15 protein-coding genes are annotated in these 20,249 nt (G+C 42.7%); 12 read left to right on the forward strand and 3 right to left on the reverse strand.

Going from position 1 to position 20,249, the window contains the following annotated elements:
- From BM375_RS12715 to BM375_RS12735, 5 genes are read left to right on the forward strand one after another with little or no spacing between them, the layout of a single operon-like run.
- The gene (locus BM375_RS12715) at positions 1–1,185 is read left to right on the forward strand and encodes a DUF2062 domain-containing protein (protein ID WP_093366576.1); all 1,185 of its coding nucleotides are present in this window, start codon (positions 1–3) and stop codon (positions 1,183–1,185) included.
- A complete protein-coding gene (locus BM375_RS12720) occupies positions 1,143–4,838 on the forward strand; it encodes a 1-acyl-sn-glycerol-3-phosphate acyltransferase (protein ID WP_093366577.1) in 3,696 nt (1,231 codons plus the stop codon). Before BM375_RS12715 ends, BM375_RS12720 begins: the two co-directional genes overlap by 43 nt.
- Positions 4,835–6,364 carry a phytoene desaturase family protein gene (locus tag BM375_RS12725; protein WP_093366579.1) on the forward strand — a complete coding sequence of 510 codons (1,530 nt, stop codon included), beginning with the start codon at positions 4,835–4,837 and terminating at the stop codon, positions 6,362–6,364. The genes BM375_RS12720 and BM375_RS12725 overlap by 4 nt, the downstream gene beginning before the upstream one ends.
- A complete protein-coding gene (locus BM375_RS12730) occupies positions 6,354–8,018 on the forward strand; it encodes a C45 family autoproteolytic acyltransferase/hydrolase (RefSeq protein ID WP_093366581.1) in 1,665 nt (554 codons plus the stop codon). Before BM375_RS12725 ends, BM375_RS12730 begins: the two co-directional genes overlap by 11 nt.
- The gene (locus BM375_RS12735; RefSeq protein ID WP_093366583.1) at positions 8,003–9,298 is read left to right on the forward strand and encodes a flexirubin biosynthesis putative acyl-CoA ligase FlxY; all 1,296 of its coding nucleotides are present in this window, start codon (positions 8,003–8,005) and stop codon (positions 9,296–9,298) included. The genes BM375_RS12730 and BM375_RS12735 overlap by 16 nt, the downstream gene beginning before the upstream one ends.
- Before the next feature lie 15 nt (positions 9,299–9,313).
- Here the strand turns inward: BM375_RS12735 and BM375_RS12740 are convergent, their stop codons facing one another.
- On the reverse strand, positions 9,314–12,190 hold the full coding sequence (locus BM375_RS12740; RefSeq protein ID WP_093366584.1) for a DEAD/DEAH box helicase: 2,877 nt from the start codon (positions 12,188–12,190) through the stop codon (positions 9,314–9,316).
- Between the two features lie 121 nt (positions 12,191–12,311).
- Entirely contained in the window at positions 12,312–13,097 is a 786-nt protein-coding gene (gene dapF / locus BM375_RS12745; RefSeq protein ID WP_093366586.1) for a diaminopimelate epimerase, read from the reverse strand.
- Between the two features lie 208 nt (positions 13,098–13,305).
- Here dapF and BM375_RS12750 point away from each other — a divergent pair, with 208 nt between their 5' ends.
- The 6 genes from BM375_RS12750 to prfB all read left to right on the forward strand — a co-directional run bounded on the left by BM375_RS12750 (position 13,306) and on the right by prfB (position 18,725).
- Positions 13,306–14,841, forward strand: a complete 1,536-nt coding sequence (locus BM375_RS12750) for a Do family serine endopeptidase (RefSeq protein ID WP_093366587.1) — start codon at positions 13,306–13,308, stop codon at positions 14,839–14,841.
- 108 nt (positions 14,842–14,949) lie between these two features.
- A complete protein-coding gene (locus BM375_RS12755; protein WP_093366589.1) occupies positions 14,950–15,393 on the forward strand; it encodes a low molecular weight protein-tyrosine-phosphatase in 444 nt (147 codons plus the stop codon).
- A gap of 157 nt (positions 15,394–15,550) precedes the next feature.
- On the forward strand, positions 15,551–15,901 hold the full coding sequence (locus tag BM375_RS12760; RefSeq protein ID WP_093366590.1) for a hypothetical protein: 351 nt from the start codon (positions 15,551–15,553) through the stop codon (positions 15,899–15,901).
- Positions 15,902–15,958: 57 nt separating this feature from the next.
- Positions 15,959–16,723 carry a peptidylprolyl isomerase gene (locus BM375_RS12765; protein ID WP_244525899.1) on the forward strand — a complete coding sequence of 255 codons (765 nt, stop codon included), beginning with the start codon at positions 15,959–15,961 and terminating at the stop codon, positions 16,721–16,723.
- The gene (locus BM375_RS12770) at positions 16,723–17,493 is read left to right on the forward strand and encodes an exodeoxyribonuclease III (RefSeq protein ID WP_093366592.1); all 771 of its coding nucleotides are present in this window, start codon (positions 16,723–16,725) and stop codon (positions 17,491–17,493) included. Before BM375_RS12765 ends, BM375_RS12770 begins: the two co-directional genes overlap by 1 nt.
- A gap of 148 nt (positions 17,494–17,641) precedes the next feature.
- Positions 17,642–18,725 (forward strand): peptide chain release factor 2 gene (prfB, locus tag BM375_RS12775; protein ID WP_139227595.1). Its coding sequence is split into 2 segments (ribosomal slippage): positions 17,642–17,701 and positions 17,703–18,725, totalling 1,083 coding nucleotides; the frame shifts between segments, so codons are not numbered across the junction.
- A 37-nt stretch (positions 18,726–18,762) separates the two neighbouring features.
- On the opposite strand, the gene dcd is transcribed toward prfB, so the two are convergent.
- Positions 18,763–19,299 carry a dCTP deaminase gene (gene dcd / locus BM375_RS12780; RefSeq protein WP_093366594.1) on the reverse strand — a complete coding sequence of 179 codons (537 nt, stop codon included), beginning with the start codon at positions 19,297–19,299 and terminating at the stop codon, positions 18,763–18,765.
- A gap of 314 nt (positions 19,300–19,613) precedes the next feature.
- Here dcd and BM375_RS12785 point away from each other — a divergent pair, with 314 nt between their 5' ends.
- Positions 19,614–20,249 carry a 4'-phosphopantetheinyl transferase family protein gene (locus BM375_RS12785; RefSeq protein WP_093366595.1) on the forward strand — a complete coding sequence of 212 codons (636 nt, stop codon included), beginning with the start codon at positions 19,614–19,616 and terminating at the stop codon, positions 20,247–20,249.

The following is a 20,249-nucleotide window of genomic DNA, read 5'->3' on the forward strand; positions in this document are numbered from 1 at the left end:
ATGCTTGTACCGACATCGATAACCGAAGAGATACGCCGTTTGGGGATTGTCGTTGTTATACCGACCTATAATAACGAGAAAACCTTGAAACGGGTACTGGATGGTGTGCTATCCTACACAGCGGATATTATCGTTGTCAACGATGGTTCTACAGATGGTACCGCATCTATTCTTTCTGCTTATCCGCAAATCCATATTCTCCACTTCGATAAGAACCAAGGAAAGGGAATGGCATTGCGCGCAGGTATCGCCGAGGCCCGTAAGCAAGGCTTTGATTATGCCATCAGTATCGATTCTGATGGACAGCATTACCCCGATGACCTACCTGTTTTTGTACAGGAGATAGCACAAAGTCAAAAACCAATCTTACTTATCGGTAGCCGAAATATGATGCAGGATTCGGTGCCGAAGAAATCTTCTTTCGGTAACAAGTTTTCCAATTTCTGGTTTTGGTTTGAAACAGGGATAAAACTAACCGACACACAGTCCGGGTATAGAGCATACCCTTTGCAAGCCATTCCAAAGAAATTCTATACCAAAAAGTTCGAATTCGAAATAGAGATTATTGTGCGTTCCGCATGGAACGGCATTGCCGTGAAAAACGTTCCTGTTAAGGTTTTGTATGACCCTGCTGAGCGTGTTTCTCATTTTCGGCCGTTTAAAGATTTTACCCGTATCAGCATATTGAATACGGTTTTAGTTTTCTTGACCTTTTTCTACATCATTCCACGGAATTTCTTCCGTTCGTTCAAAAAAAAAAGTCTAACGGACTTTCTTAAAGAAAATATTCTGGGCAGTACCGATTCGCCAAAGAAAAAAGCGCTGTCCATTGGTTTGGGTGTTTTTATGGGTATAGCTCCGGTGTGGGGATTCCAAACTGCTCTTACTATCAGTCTTGCTGTTTTCCTAAGGCTTAATAAGGTTTTGGCATTTGCCTTCTCCAATATCAGTTTTGCACCTTTCATTCCAGTGGTCATCTATGCCTCATTGGTGGTTGGTAGTTGGGTGTATCCTTCTTCCCATACTTTTGCTTTGGAAGGCATCTCTTTGGAGATGATTAAGTCCCATGCTGTGCAATATATCGTTGGCAGTGTGCTTTTGGCAAGTTTTCTATCCTTGTTGATAGGTTTTGGTAGCTATCTATGGATGAGAGGTCAGGAGCAAAAAACAATTTCTGCGGAATAATGGGAGAGCTTTTCTACCATATCTATGTTGCCATTCAAAGGCATAGAATCCCTGCCTGCTTATTGGCGTTACTGTTTTTGTTCGGCTGTGGTTTTATTGCGTCCAAACTACGATTTGAGGAGGATATCACACAGATTATCCCGCAGAATGAACGTGGAGATAAAACAGCGAAAGTCCTGCAACAGATTAATTTTGCGGATAAATTGACGGTACTTATCTCCAAAGAGGATACGGTGAATAAGGAAAGAATGGCTGAAGCAGCACAGACTTTTCTGGAAAAGATAGCGAAGGATAGTACGTATATACGTCGGGTTTCTGGACAGATTGGGCAAGAGGAGATGGCCTCCACCTATGATTTCGTCTATCAGCATTTGCCGCTTTTCTTGGACAGCATAGCCTATGTACAGATAGCGCAACAGACGCAGGACAGTGTGCTTCGGGAAAAGGTCGGGGAAAATTATCGAACCTTGATGTCGCCCACGGGATTTGTCATGGGGCAGTTCATTCAAAAGGACCCTTTGGGCTTGGCTTTGTTCGGCCTGCGTAGTTTACAAGCAGGTAGTGTCGGTGATAACTTCGTGCTATATGATGGTTTTATAGCGACGAAGGACACGACCCAACTTTTGCTGTTCCTTGACCCCGCTTTCGCGGGAGCTGACACGGAACACAACACGGCCTTGGTCGAACATCTCTATGCTGTTCGGGATTCCTTGCAGGCACAATTCCAAGAGGAGGTAACGCTTTCCTACTATGGAGCAGCATTCATTGCTGTCGCCAATGCCAAGCAGATTAAAGCGGATATTATGGCTACCGTGCTCATTTCTATGGCTGTCCTTATGCTTCTGCTTATCCTGTTCTACAAGAGGATTTACATTCCGCTTTTGGTCTTTATACCTACGGTGTTTGCCGCATTGTTTGCGGTAGCTTGTCTATATCTATATAAACCTGTTGTGTCGGCTATTTCGCTGAGTATTGCAGCGGTACTGGTGGGGATTACGATTGATTATGCACTGCATGTGCTTACCCACTTTAAGAAGTCCAACGACATAAAAGGCGTGTTCGAAGAACTGACTAAACCTATTCTGATGAGTGGAGCGACAAATGCTGTAGCTTTCCTGTGCTTGTTGTTTGTGCACTCTAAAGCGTTGGTAGATTTGGGCGTCTTTGCTTCTATCTGTATATTTTCCTCGGCTGTATTCACCTTGATTATCATTCCGCAACTCTATCGTCCAAAGAAGGTTCTTGCCCATAGTTCCATTATTGACCGAATAGCAGGCTTTCCTTTCGAACGAAGTAAGGTGCTAATAGCAGTTTGCGTGGTGCTGATAGTGTTAAGCTGTTTTAGCAGCGGCAAAGTTGGCTACAATAACAATATTGCGGATTTGAACTTTGTGCCAAGCGATATTAAAAAAGTAGAGAAACAGCTGGATACGTTGATGAATACTTCTTCAAAATCGCTCTATGTGGTTGCCACTGGGCACTCTTTTGAGGAGGTGGCGCAACAGGCGGATTCGCTTGCCGATAAATTGGCAATAGCCGAAAGGTCAGATAGGATTCTTGATTATAGCGGATTGCATTATATTCCTTTGTCGCACCAAAGACAGGCAGAAAAAATAGCCTCATGGGACAGATTCTGGTCGCCTGATAAACAGCAACAAGTGAAAAATACGCTGATACAGGAAGGTGACAAATATGGCTTTGTTGCGGAAACCCATCAAGCGTTTTATACGCTATTGACACAAAAGCAAACTCCGATATCCCTTGCGGATTTTGAATCATTGCAGTCCATCGGTATGTCTGATTTTATCGCCGAACGTGATGGTTTTTATACCCTATCTACATTGGTCAAGGTGGATGATGAGCAAAGGACGCCCTTTCTAAAGCAGATGGAAACAAATCCTTCCGTAGTGGTGATTGACCGGCAGAATCTCAATGAAACGTTCTTGGGGCAATTGCGTGACGATTTTAATAGATTGGTGGGCTATTCTTTTTTTGCGGTATTGTTTATTCTCTGGGTGTTTTTCAGGCGGATAGAACTGGTGTTGTTGAGCGCTATTCCAATCGGTTTGACAGGGTTGGTAACTGCTGGACTAATGGGGCTTTTTGGATTGGAATTTAATATTTTTTCGGCCATTGTATGTACCTTGGTCTTTGGGCATGGAGTAGATTTCAGTATCTTTATGACCGCGGCCCTGCAACGCCAATATACAACAGGTAAGGAAGAATTGCAGACCTACCGCACTTCTATCCTTCTGGCAGTGCTCACTACTGTACTGGCCATTGGCGCACTGATATTCGCCAAACATCCTGCACTGATATCCATATCTTCGGTATCCTTGATTGGTGTGTTTTCGGCAATCTTGATAACATTTGTATTTTACCCTATCTTATTTCGTTTTTTTATCAGCAATAGGGCTGTCCGCGGAAAATCTCCTTTTACCATCCCCGTATTATTGTTTTCTCTTTTGCTTTTCACGTATTATGGATTAGGGTGTCTTGTCATTTCCTTTATAGGACGGGTGCTGTTGCGATTGGTGCCGATAGGGGAAAAGCGGAGAGATTGGTTCTTCCGCAAGAGCATGTCGGTATTTATGAAATCGGTTCTGTATTTCCACCCTTTGACCAAGAATAAAACCATCAATGTGGAGAACGAGACCTTTCAACAACCTGCTGTTATTATTGCCAACCATAGCTCTTTCCTGGATACACTTTCCATGGGCATGTTGGCTCCCAAAGGAATTTTCTTGGTGAATGATTGGGTATGGAAATCTCCGATATTCGGTCGTGCTGTCCGTGCGCTCGGATTTTATCCTGTCAGTCAGGGCTTGGAAAATGGTTTGACGGAGTTGCGGGAAAAAGTTGCGCAGGGCTACTCCTTAATTGTTTTCCCCGAGGGTACCCGTTCGTATGACAATGTGTTGAAACGATTCCATAAAGGGGCTTTTTATCTGGCAGAACAGCTAAAATTGGATATTGTGCCTGTGCACCTGTTAGGAAATGGGGATGTATTACCGAAAGGGGATATCTTAATCTTTAAGGGCAAGCTTACAGCGATTATTGATAAGCGCATAAAACATTCGGACACCTCATTCGGAACAGGATATAAAGAGCGTGCTAAAGCTATGGCCCGAAGGTTCAAACAGGATCATTATGCATGGCGCATGCGTGAGGAACAAGCGGACTATTTCAAGCATAAACTTGAGCTTGCTTATCTCTATAAAGATGAAAGCATCGTACAGGTATTGAAAAAGAGTCTAAAGGTCGGGTTGCCGTATTACCACAGGCTCCGTCCTTTCTTGAACGGACGGAGGGACTTGGTTCACCTGTCGGATAGCTTTGGAGAATTTGATTACCTACTTTCCTTACAGGATGGAACGCGGAAAATAACAGGGGTCATAACCGATATGGAGAAAAGGCAGCTGGCAGAAAGCATTTACTGGCAGAAGCTTCGTGCTGTGGTTTTTGTGGATAAGTTGGAAGAAGCCGTATCAGCTACCTTAGTACTATCCTTTATGATGGATGCAAAGGATATTTCGCCCATAGCGTTGCAATCTTTTCAAGAAATATTTACATTTAAGAAGGAACCTATTTTAGTACAACAGGGCTGGAAGGAAGAAATGTTGGCAGAACATATCTGGTGGTATAGCAAATGAGCAAGCAAATAGATAAATACGATGTTGGGGTCATTGGGAGTGGCTTAGGGGGCTTAGTCTCGGCAGTCATCATGGCCAAGGCAGGTCGAAAAGTCTGTGTGCTGGAAAAGAACAACCAGTTTGGGGGAAATTTACAGACCTTTTCTCGGAATAAAAAAATATTTGACACTGGGGTACATTATCTTGGTGGACTGGACGAAGGACAGAATCTCCATCAATATTTTACTTATCTGGGCATTATGTCAGACCTGCGGTTAGAACGTATGGAAGAGGTTTATGACCGCGTGTACATCGGCAAGGAAGCGATAGGCTACCCTTTGTCCCAAGGTTATGATGCTTTTGTCGAGAATCTGGTGAAATATTTCCCTACGGAGAGGCAAGCGCTGGAACGTTATGTGGAAGATTTGCAACGCGTCTGTGCTTCTTATCCACTTTACCATCTAACAGCGATGGATCAGCTGGAAAAGCAGGGCGTTGACTACTCCGTAAAAGACTACCTGGAAAGGTTAACCTCGAATAGAAGACTACGAACGGTTCTTTTGGGAAATAACTTCCTTTACGCAGGAAAGGCTGAAAGCACGCCCTTTTATGTACATGCCTTGACGGTCAATTCGTATATACAGAGTGCCTATCGGTGTGTACAAGGCGGAAGCCAGATTAGTAAGTTGTTGGTGCGCCAACTACGTCAATTGGGAGGAGAAGCCTACACGCGGCATCGTGTGTCGGGTTGTGAAATAGCCGATGGGAAAATAAAGGCGGTGGAAACGGATATTGGGAAAAAGGTGGAAGCAGACTTGTTTATCAGTAATGTAGACCCCAAATGTTTCTTGGATACTGTTGGTAGGGAACATTTTAGAAAGGTCTACTATGAACGCATACAGCGAATGTCTGTGACGACCTCATCGTTTAGTGTACACTTGGTGCTGAAAGAAAAGAGAGTTCCCTATGCTGGCGAGAACATCTTTTACCATAGCGATGAGGCATCTGTATGGGACGGACCTGCTTATAAGAAAACAGACTGGCCAAATATGTTTATGCTCTCCATGACTGAAGATGCAAACCATGAGGGCTTTGCCGATACCGTAACGATCCTCAGTTATATGGATTTTGAAGAAGTGAGAATATGGGATACGACTTTCAATACGGTCGTGCATCCTTCTGGACGAGGTCAGGAATATATCCGTTTTAAGGAGCATCGCATGCAGGTGTTGGTGGAAAGTGCAGAAGACTATGTCTCAGGATTACGGGAGGCTGTAGCTTATAGTTACACTTCTACACCTTTGTCTTTTCGCGATTATATCGGCTCGGCAGAAGGGAGTTTATATGGGCCTGTCAAGGATGTTCAAGATGCTATGGGGAGCTTTATTTCACCAAAAACCAAGATTGAGAATCTCTACTTGACTGGACAGCATGTCAATATGCATGGTATTCTCGGGGTGACCATCGGTGCTGTGGCGACCTGCGGTGAAATATTGGGGAAAGAACAGTTATTGAACAGTATAAAGCGGGAACTTAATGCGTTATAGTTTACTGTCGGTCGTCGTTCTATTTTTCTTCGGTGCCTGTTCGGGACCTAAGTTGCTGAAAAAGTATCCGCATCTGCGTGATTTGTCTACAGATTCCTTGTCCTGCCATGTGGATGCTGATACGTTAAGGACTGTAGGAGAAGATTATCTGGTCAGGAATACCGCAGGAAACTGGGAGCTATATGTTTCTGGAGAACCTTGGTCAATAGGGCTAAAGAAAGGGTTGTTGTCTGGTGACTTGTTCACCTATCAGCATGATGTTTTCGTTAACAAACTCTTGGAAGATGTGCCTTCTGTATCCAAACGACGCTGGATTATGCGGTTTATGCGCTGGTATAATCGCCATTTGGAAGATTATATACCCGAAGAATATCTGACTGAAATTTATGCCTTATCGACATCTCTGAGAGACGTCTCGGATGGCTTGGGAGTGAATGGTTATCAGCGCACACTTTGGATGCACGGCGCACATGACTTGGGCCATGTTTTGCAGGATTTGGCTATTGTAGGTTGCTCTTCTTTTGCGGTTTGGGGTGATAAGTCTGCCGATGGGAAATTGTTAATTGCCCGTAATCTTGATTTTTACTTCAACGATGCCTTTGCAGAGAATAAGATGGTGTATTTTGTACGACCAGAAAGCGGTATCCCATTTATGTCGGTTTCGTGGGCAGGTATGGTTGGTGTGCTTTCTGGAATGAATCAAGAAGGCTTAACGGTAACTATGAACGCAGGGAAATCATCTATTCCACTATCGGCTAAAACACCGATTTCCATTGTCGCTCGGGAGATGCTACAATATGCATCCAATCTTGATGAAGCCATAGCTATTGCTAAACGTATGCCTGTCTTTGTTTCCGAATCACTTATGGTCGGAAGTGCAAAGGATAACAAGGCTATGCTGATAGAATTGTCACCAAAGAAAATCGATTTTTATGAGGTAGACAATAATGCCTTGGTCTGTACCAACCATTTTCAAAGCGTGTCGTATGTTGATGACAAGCGTAATCAGAAACATATTGCTGAAAGCCATTCGTTATATAGATATGAACGTTTGAATGAGTTATTATCTCAAAACGAACATGTATCTGTGACCGATGCGGTAAATATCTTACGGAATAGGCATGGGCATGGTGACAGCACATTGGGGATGGGCAATGATAAGAGTCTGAATCACCTATTGGCACATCATAGTATAGTTTTTCAGCCAGTAGATAAACGGGTGTATGTTTCAAGCGGTGCTGGCCAGATGGGAAGTTTTACAGCATACGATTTGGACGAGGTGTTTGGTGGTGATTGGCGTGAACATCGTTCCTTTGGCATTGATTCGTTGGCTATTCCAGCGGATAGCTTTTTGCAAACGGAGCAGTATGCGAACTTCCAAGCGTTTAAGCAACGCACGGAAATTCTATGGGAGCAGTTGCAAGAGGGAGAACAGCATGTAACTAAGGAAGAATTACAGCATTATGTGGAATTAAATCCGGACCTCTGGCTGGGGTATTATATTGCGGGAAGATTTTTTTATCTTCAACAGGATTATGGAGAAGCTTTACGTAGCTTTGAAAGAGCCTTGTCGAAGGTTATCCCTACAGCGGATATGAAGTTGGATATTGAAAAATATAGGAATAGAGCAGAAAAGAAATGGAAAAAGCGGTAGCTATGGAGCGAAGGACGGCAGCAGAAATTAAAGCTTATCAAGAACAGCTTTTGCAGGAGCAGTTGCGGTATTTGCAGCAACACTCGCCCTATTATCAAAGACTTTTTGCTTCCCATCAAATTGATGTAGCGTCTATTAAGACGCTGGAAGATTTGCTACGGCTTCCCACAACGAGCAAAAACGACATACAGCAGTATAATGCTGACTTTTTCTGTGTGGATAAAGAACATATTGTTGACTACTGCGCCACTTCGGGAACTTTAGGCACACCTGTAACTTTTGGGCTAACCGAAAACGACTTGGAGCGACTGGCATATAACGAGATGCGCTCTTTTCAGACCATTGGTGTGCAAAAAGGTGATTTGGTACAGTTAATGACCACAATGGACCGTCGGTTTATGGCAGGCTTAGCCTATTTCTTAGGATTGCGCAAGCTTGGAGCAGGAGTGTTGCGAGTTGGTTCAGGAGTGCCACAGATGCAGTGGGACGCTATACTGCTACATAAACCGAAGTTTCTGATAGCGGTACCTTCATTTCTTCTCAAAATGATTGAGTATGCAGAGTTGCATGGGATTGATTATCGGCATTGTAGTGTGGAGGCTGTATTATGTATCGGCGAGTCCCTGCGTGACCAATACTTCCAGGATAGTCTGTTAACGCAACGTATCCTCTCTAAATGGCCGTTAAAACTCTACTCCACTTATGCCTCTACAGAGATGGGCTCGGCGTTCACAGAGTGTGGTATGTTCAAAGGAGGGCATGTTCACGAGGATTTGGTGATTACGGAGGTTCTGGATGAAAACGAACAGCCCGTGGATGAGGGTGAAAGTGGAGAGTTGGTGGTTACGACCTTGGGGATAGAGGGTGTTCCACTATTGCGTTTCAAGACGGGTGATATTGTACGTCGTTTTATAGAACCTTGTGCTTGTGGTCGAAATACATACCGCATTGGACCGGTAGAAGGACGGAAGCAACAAATGGTCAAGTATAAAGGAACTACGTTATACCCGCCCGCAATGCATGATTTGTTGGCAGGTTTTGCACAGATTGAACATCATGTTATTGAGATATCCCATAATGAAATCGGGACAGATGAAATTGTCATCTACTTAGCTTCTAAAGAAGCTTCGGAGACGTTGTTGAGCGAAATCAAGGATTACTTTCGGGCAAAACTCCGTGTTACCCCACGTGTGGAATGGCGAGAGGTGGAAGAATTGCAAAAGGTTATCTTTAATCCACTTAGTCGGAAACCGATTACTTTTGTGGATAAGAGGGGGTAGAAATATTTCTCTTCCTTACTTCAGTAACTCCTGTATATCCTCCGTTGTTAAGGATTTGATAAAGCTTTCCTCGGTCGTGATAAGCGCCGATGAAAGTGCCTTTTTCCGTTTCTGTAGGGCGAGTATCTTCTCTTCTACAGTATCCTTGCTAATAAACTTATAGATAAACACATTCTTGGTCTGCCCGATACGGTGTGAACGGTCGATGGCTTGCTGTTCCACAGCAGGGTTCCACCATGGATCCAAAATAAAGACATAGTCGGCCTCGGTGAGGTTTAAGCCCACACCACCTGCCTTGATGGAGATGAGGAAAACACGCGTCTGTTCGTTATCTTTGAAAGAGGATACGGCTTCAGCTCGGTCACGTGTGTTGCCGTCTAAATAGGCATAAGTAACTTTCTGTTTGTCAAAATGTTCACGAAAGAGTTGGAGATGTTTCACAAACTGAGAAAATATCAAAACTTTGTGTCCTTCAGCAGTGATAGCATCCAACATTTCGACAACCGCCTCAAATTTTCCTGAGGGCATTTCGGTTTCTTCCTCCAGCATCCTTGGGTGATTTGCTAATTGACGTAATTTGGTCAAGCCTTGCAGGAGCACAATCTGATTGCCTTTGCCATTCTGTTGTAGGCTGTTGTCCAATAGGGCATTACGGTACTCGGACTTGATAGCTTCATATTGTTCTGCTTGTTCCTCGGTCATCTGACAGAAAATGGTCTGCTCCGTCTTCGGAGGTAGTTCTTTGGCGACTTGGTCCTTCGTGCGGCGCAAGATGAAAGGCTTGATAATGGCCTGCAAACGCAAAGCTTTTTCTTCTTCTTTTTTCTTTTCTATAGGAAGCACGAACTCCTTCTGGAAATAGCTGTATGAGCCTAATAGCCCAGCATTGGCAAAATGCATCTGTGACCAGATATCGGATACGGAATTCTCGATTGGTGTACCGCTTAATGCCAGCTTATGCCGACTTTTTAAGGTTTTTATAACTTTGAATGCCTTTGATGTAGGGTTTTTGATATGCTGACTCTCATCCAGGATGATATAATTGAAAAAGAACTTACCGAGCATAGTCTCGTCACTGCGTACGATGCCATACGTAGTAAGAATCAAATCGAAGTGCGAAAAGCCAAAATTGTCCCGAAGTCGATTGCTTCCTGTATGGATGTGAATACGAAGTTGCGGCGCAAACTTTTCGGCTTCCTTCTGCCAATTGTATAAAAGGGAGGTAGGTAGAATCAATAACGATGTTTTCGGGTGTTCAGAACCTTTTAGATCCTCCTTCTGTTTCTGTAGCAGAGCCAATGTCTGGACGGTTTTTCCTAAGCCCATATCGTCGGCAAGACAGCCACCAAATTTGAAACGTTGGAGGAAATGAAACCAATTGTAGCCTGCTTTTTGGTAAGGACGGAGTATGCCATTAAAATGTACAGGCATCGGTATGTCTTCGATGCTTTCGAAATCCAGGAGCTTTTCTAATTTGCGGTGAAAAGATACCTCAGTATGTTCCGAGATTTCATAGAGAAGTCCGATATGGCTCTTGCTGAGCTTGAGCCCGTCCTTCTTTGTGCTGAACTGGAAAAGGTGTTCGTATTGCGCGAACCATTCTTCTGGAATAAGGGCAATTTCTCCATTCGGTAAGGTGAATTCCTTGATTTTGTTGAGGATATGCTCCCGTAATTCGATGAAGGGAATTTCATAAGGGCCAAAATGAGCTGTGGCCTTTACATCAAACCAATCATTGCCTTCCTCAATAGCCATTTCAAGAAGCGTTTTTCCGATAAAGATGTGCTTATCGCTTTTCTCTTGACGGATTTGGAACCCCTGTTGCTTTAATTCTTCTTGATGAATCCCTAACCAATCTATGATACTGATATTTTTATCGCTGGGGAGATAGGAGCCAAATAAAGCATCCTTTTTGTATAATCCAGCCTTTTCCAAGGCTTCCGTTTTATGCTGTTCCCAAGTAAGAGAACGTTTGATCCGATGGAAAGTGTAATAATCCTTTTCTTCGTCATAAGTAAGGCTTACACGTATAGGGTGCTCGGCTCCTGCAGAAAATTCATGCTCCCCGTATTCAAAAAAGAGTTGGATGAAAGATTCACCATCTTCTACATAATAGAGCTTCAGTACAGGGGATGCATTTTCCCTGTGGGTTTTAATGTCGAAGCCTTCGGCATATACGTGGTGTTTTTCAATCAAGCCCGTGACGAAGGTCTCGAAGTACTTTCTTTCTGTTGCCCGGGCAACGGCGATATAACGTTTGTTCAGGAAAGGACTGAGTTTCTTCCCATCGACATCGTCCTCAAAGTAATATAAAGTGTTTTCGAGAAGTAACCAAGCTTGTTTGTTGAGGATAACCTGTGCTCCCTTATACATAAAGTCTAATCGATGACCTTGGTACTTTAGTGTAGGGAAATAACGTGTCTCTGTCTCGTTGCGCCGAAAATGAAAAAGAATAGAAGTCGGTTCGCTGGCAATTTGTAAGGGTTGGTTAGCGGGATAACCATCTTTACTCATGAGAAAAAAGGGTTTGTTCCCGATTTTTTGAAGGACATCTAACATTTTTTGTTCGATGCGTGGACGTAGATAGTCGAAGGCTTTCTGGTCGAAGACCTTGCCAAAAAAGTCAAGAGGGCGCATAGCCTTTTTGTTGTACTTTTTGATGATGTTGGTTTGTTCAATATCGTCCAACAGTTTGATGATGCGCCGGTCGGTGTCATCTAATGCCGATGCATAATCCCCGATAGTATTCGTGAAAATACGTTTGTAGCTCAGCGAATAGCTCCCGTTAGGGTTTAACTGTACGATATGTGGCTCGATAAGATAACCGAGGTAGGGATGTTCCCCTAAGGAATAAACTAATTTAAATGGTAATTTACTATCGACGTTCTGCATCAATGATTGTCCTCTGCTTTCAAAAAAGGTTCTAAAGATGCAGATAATAAATGGGAATACAAATAGCTTAAGCGTTTAATTGGTTAAAGGCTTAAAGATTAAACATCTAACCAATTAACCATTACCCCAAATATTCCCCCTCAAATACAAATTCTGCAGGACCTTTCAGCTGAACTTCGGTAAAGTTGTTGCCTTCGCGGTGAAAAGCAATGGAGAGCTGTCCGCCTAATACGCGAATAGGGATTTCTATGTTTCCTGTTTTATTTTCGTGGATAGCCAAAGCCATAGCTGCAGCAGTGGCTCCAGTGCCACAGGCTAAGGTTTCATCTTCCACGCCCCGCTCAAAGGTACGTACGAAGTATCCTTCTCCTTCTTTCTCTACGAAGTTGACATTGATGCCCTCGGCTTTATATGTATCGTTGTTTCGGATTTTGTATCCTTCTTGGTAAACATTGTATGAGCGAAGGTTATCAGTTAACTGAACATAATGGGGTGAACCCGTATTCAGTACGTATGCCTCTCCGTCATGCTGTATCTCGTGGACCTCAATCATGCCCAATTCGACTTGATTGTCCTCAATATGGGCGATATGCTCACCGTCAACTGCCAAAAAGACAGTTTTTTTGTCTATAATGCCAAGATCGCGAGCAAAAGCAACGATGCATCTCCCTCCATTGCCACACATTGTTCCTTCTCTACCGTCAGCATTGCAATAAATCATCTCAAAATCAAAATTTTTTGTATATTGAAGAGCCATGAGACCATCAGCTCCGATGCCGAACCTGCGATCACACATTTTTTGGATTAAATCGACGTTGTTGATGTCAAAAAGGTTGTTTCTATTGTCGATAAGGATAAAATCATTGCCAGCTCCCTGATATTTTGAAAATTTAATTTTTTGTTTCATGTCCTTGAATTTGTGCTACAAATTTAATATTCTTGTTACAAAACCGATGGTCCTTGTTAAATCGTGTTAAAACAGTGACTTAACAGGGTTTAGTTAACATTTTTTAACTGACAAAACTTGTCGTGCCTCGCGGATGGTATTAATTTTGACTAAGCCTATTAAGGAAAATTAGACTTATTATTATAAAATTTAAATATAGCAGTAAAAAATGAAGAAAATAGGAATAACTTTATTAACAGCGTTGGTAGGAGGCTCGGTTGCTATTGGAGGGTATAAAATCTTTGAGAAAAAGCAATCGGATAGTATGACTTTCGAGGAAAAGCAAAAGGTATATTATGCAAATAATCCGGCCTCGGAAATGATATCCTCAACAGGTAACCCAGATTTTACAGAAGCGGCCGCGGCAGTAATGCCGGGTGTGGTGCATATCAAAGTAACGGTAACAACCAAAGGCTCGCAGCGAGGTTCATCACCATTCGATATGTTTGAGGAGTTCTTTGGCATGCCACAGCAACGCCGTTCGCAACCGAGACAACAGCAAGGTTCCGGCTCGGGTGTGATTATCTCGCCGGACGGTTATATTGTAACGAATAACCACGTGGTGGCTGATGCGGATAAGATTACGGTAGAACTGACGGATCGTAGAACCTTAGAAGCAAAAGTAATCGGTCGTGATCCGGATTTTGACTTAGCTCTAATCAAAGTAAATGCTGATAAATTGCCATTCGTTCGTTTTGGCAACTCTGATAACTTGCGTATTGGAGAATGGGTGTTGGCTGTAGGTTATCCATTGGGGTTACAATCTACGGTAACAGCAGGTATTGTCAGTGCAAAAGGCCGGGAACTTGGTCTTTTGGGTGATAGACAACAACGTTCGCCTTATGAATATCCATCAGATGAACCTATGGTGAATACGGCTATTGAATCGTTTATACAAACCGATGCTGTAATTAACCGAGGTAACAGTGGCGGTGCATTAGTCAATGCTCGTGGAGAGTTGGTTGGTATCAATACCGCAATTATGTCACCAACAGGGGCGTATGCTGGCTACGGATATGCCATTCCTGTAAGTTTGGTGTCTAAGATTATGGATGACTTCAAGGAGTTTGGAGTTGTTCAACGTGGATATGTGGGTATTCAGTACCAGCCTATTAATGAGGCAACACGCGAAAGATTGAATGTCGATGATTTATATGGTTTGTATGTGGCTGATGTTGTTAAAGACGGAGCTGCCGAGAATGCTGGTATCAAAAAGGGAGATATACTTACCAAGATCGAAGGCAATACCATTTATTCATCTGCTGATCTTCAGGAGCGCGTTGCGCGATTGCGTCCGGGTGATAAGGTAAAGATTACGTATAAACGTGATGGTAAGGAAAAAGATGTAACATTGACGTTGAAAGCGCAGGATACGAAGAAAGCTGATGAAGTAAGTGAAGAATCAAAACGTAGCGCTACAGAAATCTACAACAAGCTGGGTGCAAGCTTTGTGCCTGCAACAGATAAGCAGAAAAAAGATTTAGGTGTAAATTCAGGTGTCGTGGTTACGCAAGTGCGACGTGGTGGAATATTTGATTACTTCGGTGTAGAGCAAGGCTTGGTTATTACACATGTTAATGATAAGGCGGTGAATAATGCTGATGAAGTTGAGTCTGCCCTTGGCGAGACAAAACGGAATATTGTTCGTGTGAAAGGAGTTTCTGCACGAGGTTCGGTTGAACTGAATTTCCCTGTAGAATATTAATTGAAACATTTTTATTGTTGGTTTTGGAAAGGTAGACCTTAGGGTCTGCCTTTTTTGCTTGTGTTTTAAAACGTAGGCAATTAAAAAATAGAATATTACTTTTGAGCTATGAAAATTTTAATGGTTTGCTTGGGAAATATATGCCGTTCGCCGCTGGCACATGGTGTTATGCAGCATTTGGTGGATGAAGAAGGGTTAGGTTGGTCTATTGATTCGGCCGGGACAGGTGATTGGCATGTAGGTGAGGCCCCGGATAGACGCTCTATTGCTGTCGCGAAAAAATATGGTGTGGATATTTCTACGCAAAGAGCCCAGCAGTTTTTATCACCGTTCTTTGCTTCCTACGATCATATCTTTGTGATGGATGAGAGCAACTATAGAAATGTGCTGTCTTTGACAAATGACGAAAAGGAACGGTCAAAAGTACGGATGTTTTTAAAGGAAGGGATTGTACCGGATCCGTATTACGATGCCAATCAATTTGAACCCGTTTACCAGATGGTAGAAAAGCGGTGTCGTGAATTGATTGCTGAACTGCGTGGTGAGGCATAGCTATTAAGGAAGCAGAGGGCACAACAAAAAACTTTTTAGAAAAACGCCTCATTGCGAGGAGAAACGACAAAGCAATGACGATAAGCGGTTGAAGGAAATCTGTTGTGTATCCAAGGGAACAAACGTATTGCAAATTTTTACTACTTTTGGCATAGATATGAAAGCTTCAGAAATAAATAAGAAATGGGCTGTTTTGCAGGGGCACATAGCGCGTGATTTTGATATGGAACTGCCAGATATTAAGGTGATGCTTTTTTTGATTGGCGTTCAGGAATTAGGTAAGGGACCAAATACCTTTTCGAAAAGAGAAAAGGAAGAACTTATGCATATTGCCAACTGTCGCCTGTTCAGTGCTATGGGATTTTATGAGCTGAAAGGCTTGGATGAAGAAGGTTGGCCACATTGGGAATTGGTGAAACCTATCCCTAATTATACGCTTTTGGAACAGGAACTTATCATGAAATCATTGATGGTGGATTATTTTGCTGACACGTATGTATTGGATTAGTCCGCTGAGGTGAACAGGGAGTGTGAAAAAATAACATTGTAAAATAGAAATAAAAAAGTGAAGAACTTAATTAAGAAATGTTTGGCTTTAGTGCTGTTCTTAGCATTAGCAGGGAGCGTAATGGCGGAAACACCGCTTTATCATTATGTGTTAATCAAAACCGATAAAGGTGACTGCTTGTTGCGATTGTACAATGAGACGCCGAAACATCGGGACAACTTTGTCAAATTGACTAAAGAGGGTTATTTCGATAGCTTATTGTTTCACCGTGTTATCCATAATTTTATGGTACAGGGAGGAGACCCTGATTCACGCTATGCTGCGGAAAAGCAGGCATTGGGTAATGGTGGCCCGGATTATAAAATCAATGCAGAGATCCAGGACGGTTTATTCCATAGAAAGGGAACAATAGGCGCTGCACGGGATAATAATCCAGGAAAGCAGTCTTCTGCATCCCAATTCTATTTGGTGCAAGGTCGTGTATTCACAGATACCGCCCTGGATTCACTGGAACAATTTCGTATGCAGGGCAAGAAATTTTCCCCAGAGCAACGGGAAGCCTATAAGACCGTGGGAGGAACGCCTCATTTAGATGGTAATTATACCGTCTTTGGGGAATTGTTGAATGGTATTGAAACGATTGATAAGATAGCAGAAGTGAAAACAGACGAGCGGGACAGACCTCTACAGGATGTGCGCATGTCTATGACTGTCTTGACGCGTAGAGAAGCGTTGAACCTGGAGCGTGAAGCACAAGGGTTGAAACCGAAGACTGGTTTTTTTACAAGATTTTTTGACCTGTTTTCTTCTAAAGATTATTAATGAAGATTGTTACTTACAATGTGAATGGCCTGCGTGCAGCTTTGAAAAAAGACTGGTTGGGCTGGCTGAAGGAGGTCGATGCTGATGTAGTCTGTTTACAGGAGATTAAAGCTACAAAGGATCAGATACCGGAAATCTATCTCTTAGAAGAAATGGGGTACGAACATTATTGGTACCCGGCACAGAAAAAAGGTTATAGCGGTACGGCAATTTTTACCCGAATCACACCCAATCATGTGGAATATGGATGTGGTCATGAAGATTACGATTTTGAGGGACGCATCATTCGTGCTGATTTTGATAACCTTTCTGTTATCAGCACTTATTTTCCTTCAGGAACTACGGGAGATATTCGGCAGGATTTTAAATACAGATTCTTGGATGACTTTCAGCAATATAGCGATAAGCTGCTGTTGGAGAAACCGAATCTGGTAGTTTCTGGTGATTACAATATTTGCCATCGGGCTATTGATATCCATAACCCAAAGTCGAACGCCAATACATCAGGATTTTTACCTGCTGAGCGAGAATGGATGGAGAATTTTATTAATTCCGGATATGTGGATTCTTTCCGCCATCTGCATCCTGAACCACATAATTATAGTTGGTGGAGCTATCGCGCAGGAGCGAGGGCCAGAAATTTAGGATGGCGTATTGACTACAATATGGTGTCAAAAGGATTGGAAAGCAGGATTAAGGGGGCGAAGATTTTATCAGAAGCAGTGCATTCAGATCATTGCCCTGTTTTACTGGAATTGGAATCACTTTAGGATAAAAAAATGTCATCGTCATTGCGAGGAACGAAGCAATCTGATGACATTAGAAACGCAGATTGCTTCGTCATTCTTCCTCGCAATGACGCGTTTTTGTTAAATTAGTTTTGTCAAAAGCTAAAAGAAATTGGATTAGAAAAGAGATATGACAAAAGAACAAATACAAGACTTGAGGGATAGGATAACTTCCCTGAGGAGGCATCTTTGACATTGATGTTAAGAAAGCCGAGATAGAAGAGGCTACGACCATAACTTTGCAACCGAATTTCTGGGATGCTCCCAAAGAGGCAGAAAAGGTGTTGCATAACATCAAAAACCTCAAAGTGTGGACAGATCATTTTGATGCAGTCGCAAATGCAGTGGAGGATGTGGCGATTATGTATGAATTTTTCCAGTCGGGCGACGCCTCTGAGCAGGATGCGGAAGAACAATACCAGAGTGCTTTAAGCCAGTTGGAGGAGTTGGAATTCAAGAACATGTTGAGTGCAGAGGAAGATCAGCTGGATGCTATCCTGCAGATTACGGCCGGGGCTGGTGGTACAGAGTCCTGCGACTGGGCTTCGATGTTAATGCGGATGTACATCATGTGGGGAGAAAAACACGGATGTAAGGTCAGTGAACAGGATTATCAGGAGGGTGATGTGGCTGGGATCAAGTCGGTAACTTTGCAGTTTTCGGGCAATTTTTCTTATGGTTATCTGAAAGGTGAAAATGGCGTGCATCGCTTGGTGCGGATTTCGCCGTTCGATTCCAATGCCAAAAGGCACACTTCGTTTGCGTCGGTGTATGTCTATCCTTTGGTGGATGACAATATCGAGATCGAGATAAAAGACAGTGAAATTGAGTGGGATACATTTCGAGCTGGAGGTGCTGGAGGGCAGAATGTCAACAAAGTGGAAACAGCGGTTCGCTTGCACCATAAACCAACAGGCATTATCATTAAGAATCAAGAGTCGCGTTCGCAGCTTCAAAATAAGGAAAATGCTTTACGTTTATTAAAATCACAGTTGTATGAGATCGAAATGCGTAAACGGCAAGAGGCAACTGCGGCTATTGAGGGCTCGAAGAAAAAAATAGAATGGGGTTCGCAAATCCGAAACTATGTGCTACATCCCTACAAATTGATCAAAGATCTGAGAACCAACACCGAAACTTCTAATACACAGGCTGTGTTGGACGGTGATTTGGATGAATTCCTGAAGGCTTATTTAATGGAGTTTGGAGGATAAAAAAACGTCCGAAGTTTCAACAACTTCGGACGTTTTTTTAAAAGGCATTTTTCCACATCATACTTTCTACTGGTCGAATCGTGCGGCTGTTATATTTTGCGTTGCTTTTACTATTATAGAACGTCTCAATATCCCCTTCTACAACAAAATAAATGAGCTGCCCTATGGGCATACCTGCATATACACGTACAGGTTGTGCAACGGAAATTTCTAAAGTCCATGTGTTGCAAAAACCAACATCCCCTTTACCTGCTGTTGCATGTATATCAATACCTAGGCGGCCAGTACTGGACTTCCCCTCTAAAAAAGGAACGTGACCATGTGTTTCAGTATATTCTAAAGTGACACCTAAATAAAGAAAGCCCGGCCTAAGGACGTAACCTTCCTCTGGGATTTCAAAATGTTCAATTTCGTTATGTTTTTTTGCATCCAGTTCAGCATCTTTATAAGTTGCCAGGTATTTCCCCAGATGCACATCGTATGAATTTGTTCCCAAGCATTTTCTGTCAAAGGGTTCAATGACGATTGTTCCCTTCTCTATTTCTTCTAAAATTCTTTTATCTGATAGTATCATGTGTCTTCTGTCGATGCCCTATTTGTCATTGGCTGTTAGGGCGTTCCAAAAATACATTATTGCCTCTACTTGGACAACTTTTTTATTTTTAGGCTAAGGAGACTTCCGAAGTTTTCAAACGGCGAAGCCCTCAACGAAGTTAAACTTCGGAAGTCTTTAGCAAGATTTGTTTTGTCGTCAAGATGAATTTTGCAGCAGAAATACGCTTTCAATATTAAAAAAGTTTTTATATTGTGCGTAACATAGATATGAGGTCGTACAAGAGATGGTTCTGCTTTGGTAACGGCTCATGTAGTTAAACAAATATCCGAAATATGGCGTTAGTATATCTCAGGGAGCTGGACGAGCAGACAAAATTTGCGATTTGGAAAATCGAAGAAACTGCTGAAGAGTTATTGGGGCGCCTACAGTTGGACGCTCGAGAGCGGGCTAAGCTGGAAAGCTTGAGCAAGGGAAAGCGTACGTTGCACTGGTTGGCGACACGGGTGTTGCTGCGCTATCTGTTAAATACGGAAACTTATATTGATTGTCCTTCGGATAAGAATGGTAAGCCGTATTTACCGGATTTTCCGTATAAGATTTCGTTGACACATTCTTATGAGTATGCAGGTGTTATGATGAGCACAAAGGGCGAATGTGGAATTGATCTTGAGATTGTCAAGGAAAAAGTTGTAAATATTAAAGAAAAGTTTTTGCGTGAAGAGGAACTTATTTTTATTCCTGATGGTCATTTGGACCAATTGTACGCCTGTTGGTGTGCAAAAGAAGCGGTATATAAATTACAGGGGAATAAAGGTATCTCCTTTTTGGAAGATATGACCATTCTTCCTTTTGTCTATAAACCACAAGGAGTTTTGACACTTCAACTTCGTAAGGAAGACGAGTTACGTACATTTCAAGTTTATTATGAAAAGTTCCAACAGTATATGTTGGGACATGTTGTGGAGTAG

The sequence above is a fragment of the Sphingobacterium wenxiniae genome (genome assembly GCF_900116225.1).
Taxonomy (GTDB): Bacteria; Bacteroidota; Bacteroidia; order Sphingobacteriales; family Sphingobacteriaceae; genus Sphingobacterium; species Sphingobacterium wenxiniae.

Coding starts and splice junctions, on each gene's coding strand:
- BM375_RS12715 (WP_093366576.1), top strand. CDS start 1: ATGCTTGTACCGACATCGATAACCGAAGAGATACGCCGTTTGGGGATT.
- BM375_RS12720 (WP_093366577.1), top strand. CDS start 1,143: ATGGATGAGAGGTCAGGAGCAAAAAACAATTTCTGCGGAATAATGGGA.
- BM375_RS12725 (WP_093366579.1), top strand. CDS start 4,835: ATGAGCAAGCAAATAGATAAATACGATGTTGGGGTCATTGGGAGTGGC.
- BM375_RS12730 (WP_093366581.1), top strand. CDS start 6,354: ATGCGTTATAGTTTACTGTCGGTCGTCGTTCTATTTTTCTTCGGTGCC.
- BM375_RS12735 (WP_093366583.1), top strand. CDS start 8,003: ATGGAAAAAGCGGTAGCTATGGAGCGAAGGACGGCAGCAGAAATTAAA.
- BM375_RS12740 (WP_093366584.1), bottom strand. CDS start 12,190: ATGCAGAACGTCGATAGTAAATTACCATTTAAATTAGTTTATTCCTTA.
- dapF (WP_093366586.1), bottom strand. CDS start 13,097: ATGAAACAAAAAATTAAATTTTCAAAATATCAGGGAGCTGGCAATGAT.
- BM375_RS12750 (WP_093366587.1), top strand. CDS start 13,306: ATGAAGAAAATAGGAATAACTTTATTAACAGCGTTGGTAGGAGGCTCG.
- BM375_RS12755 (WP_093366589.1), top strand. CDS start 14,950: ATGAAAATTTTAATGGTTTGCTTGGGAAATATATGCCGTTCGCCGCTG.
- BM375_RS12760 (WP_093366590.1), top strand. CDS start 15,551: ATGAAAGCTTCAGAAATAAATAAGAAATGGGCTGTTTTGCAGGGGCAC.
- BM375_RS12770 (WP_093366592.1), top strand. CDS start 16,723: ATGAAGATTGTTACTTACAATGTGAATGGCCTGCGTGCAGCTTTGAAA.
- dcd (WP_093366594.1), bottom strand. CDS start 19,299: ATGATACTATCAGATAAAAGAATTTTAGAAGAAATAGAGAAGGGAACA.
- BM375_RS12785 (WP_093366595.1), top strand. CDS start 19,614: ATGGCGTTAGTATATCTCAGGGAGCTGGACGAGCAGACAAAATTTGCG.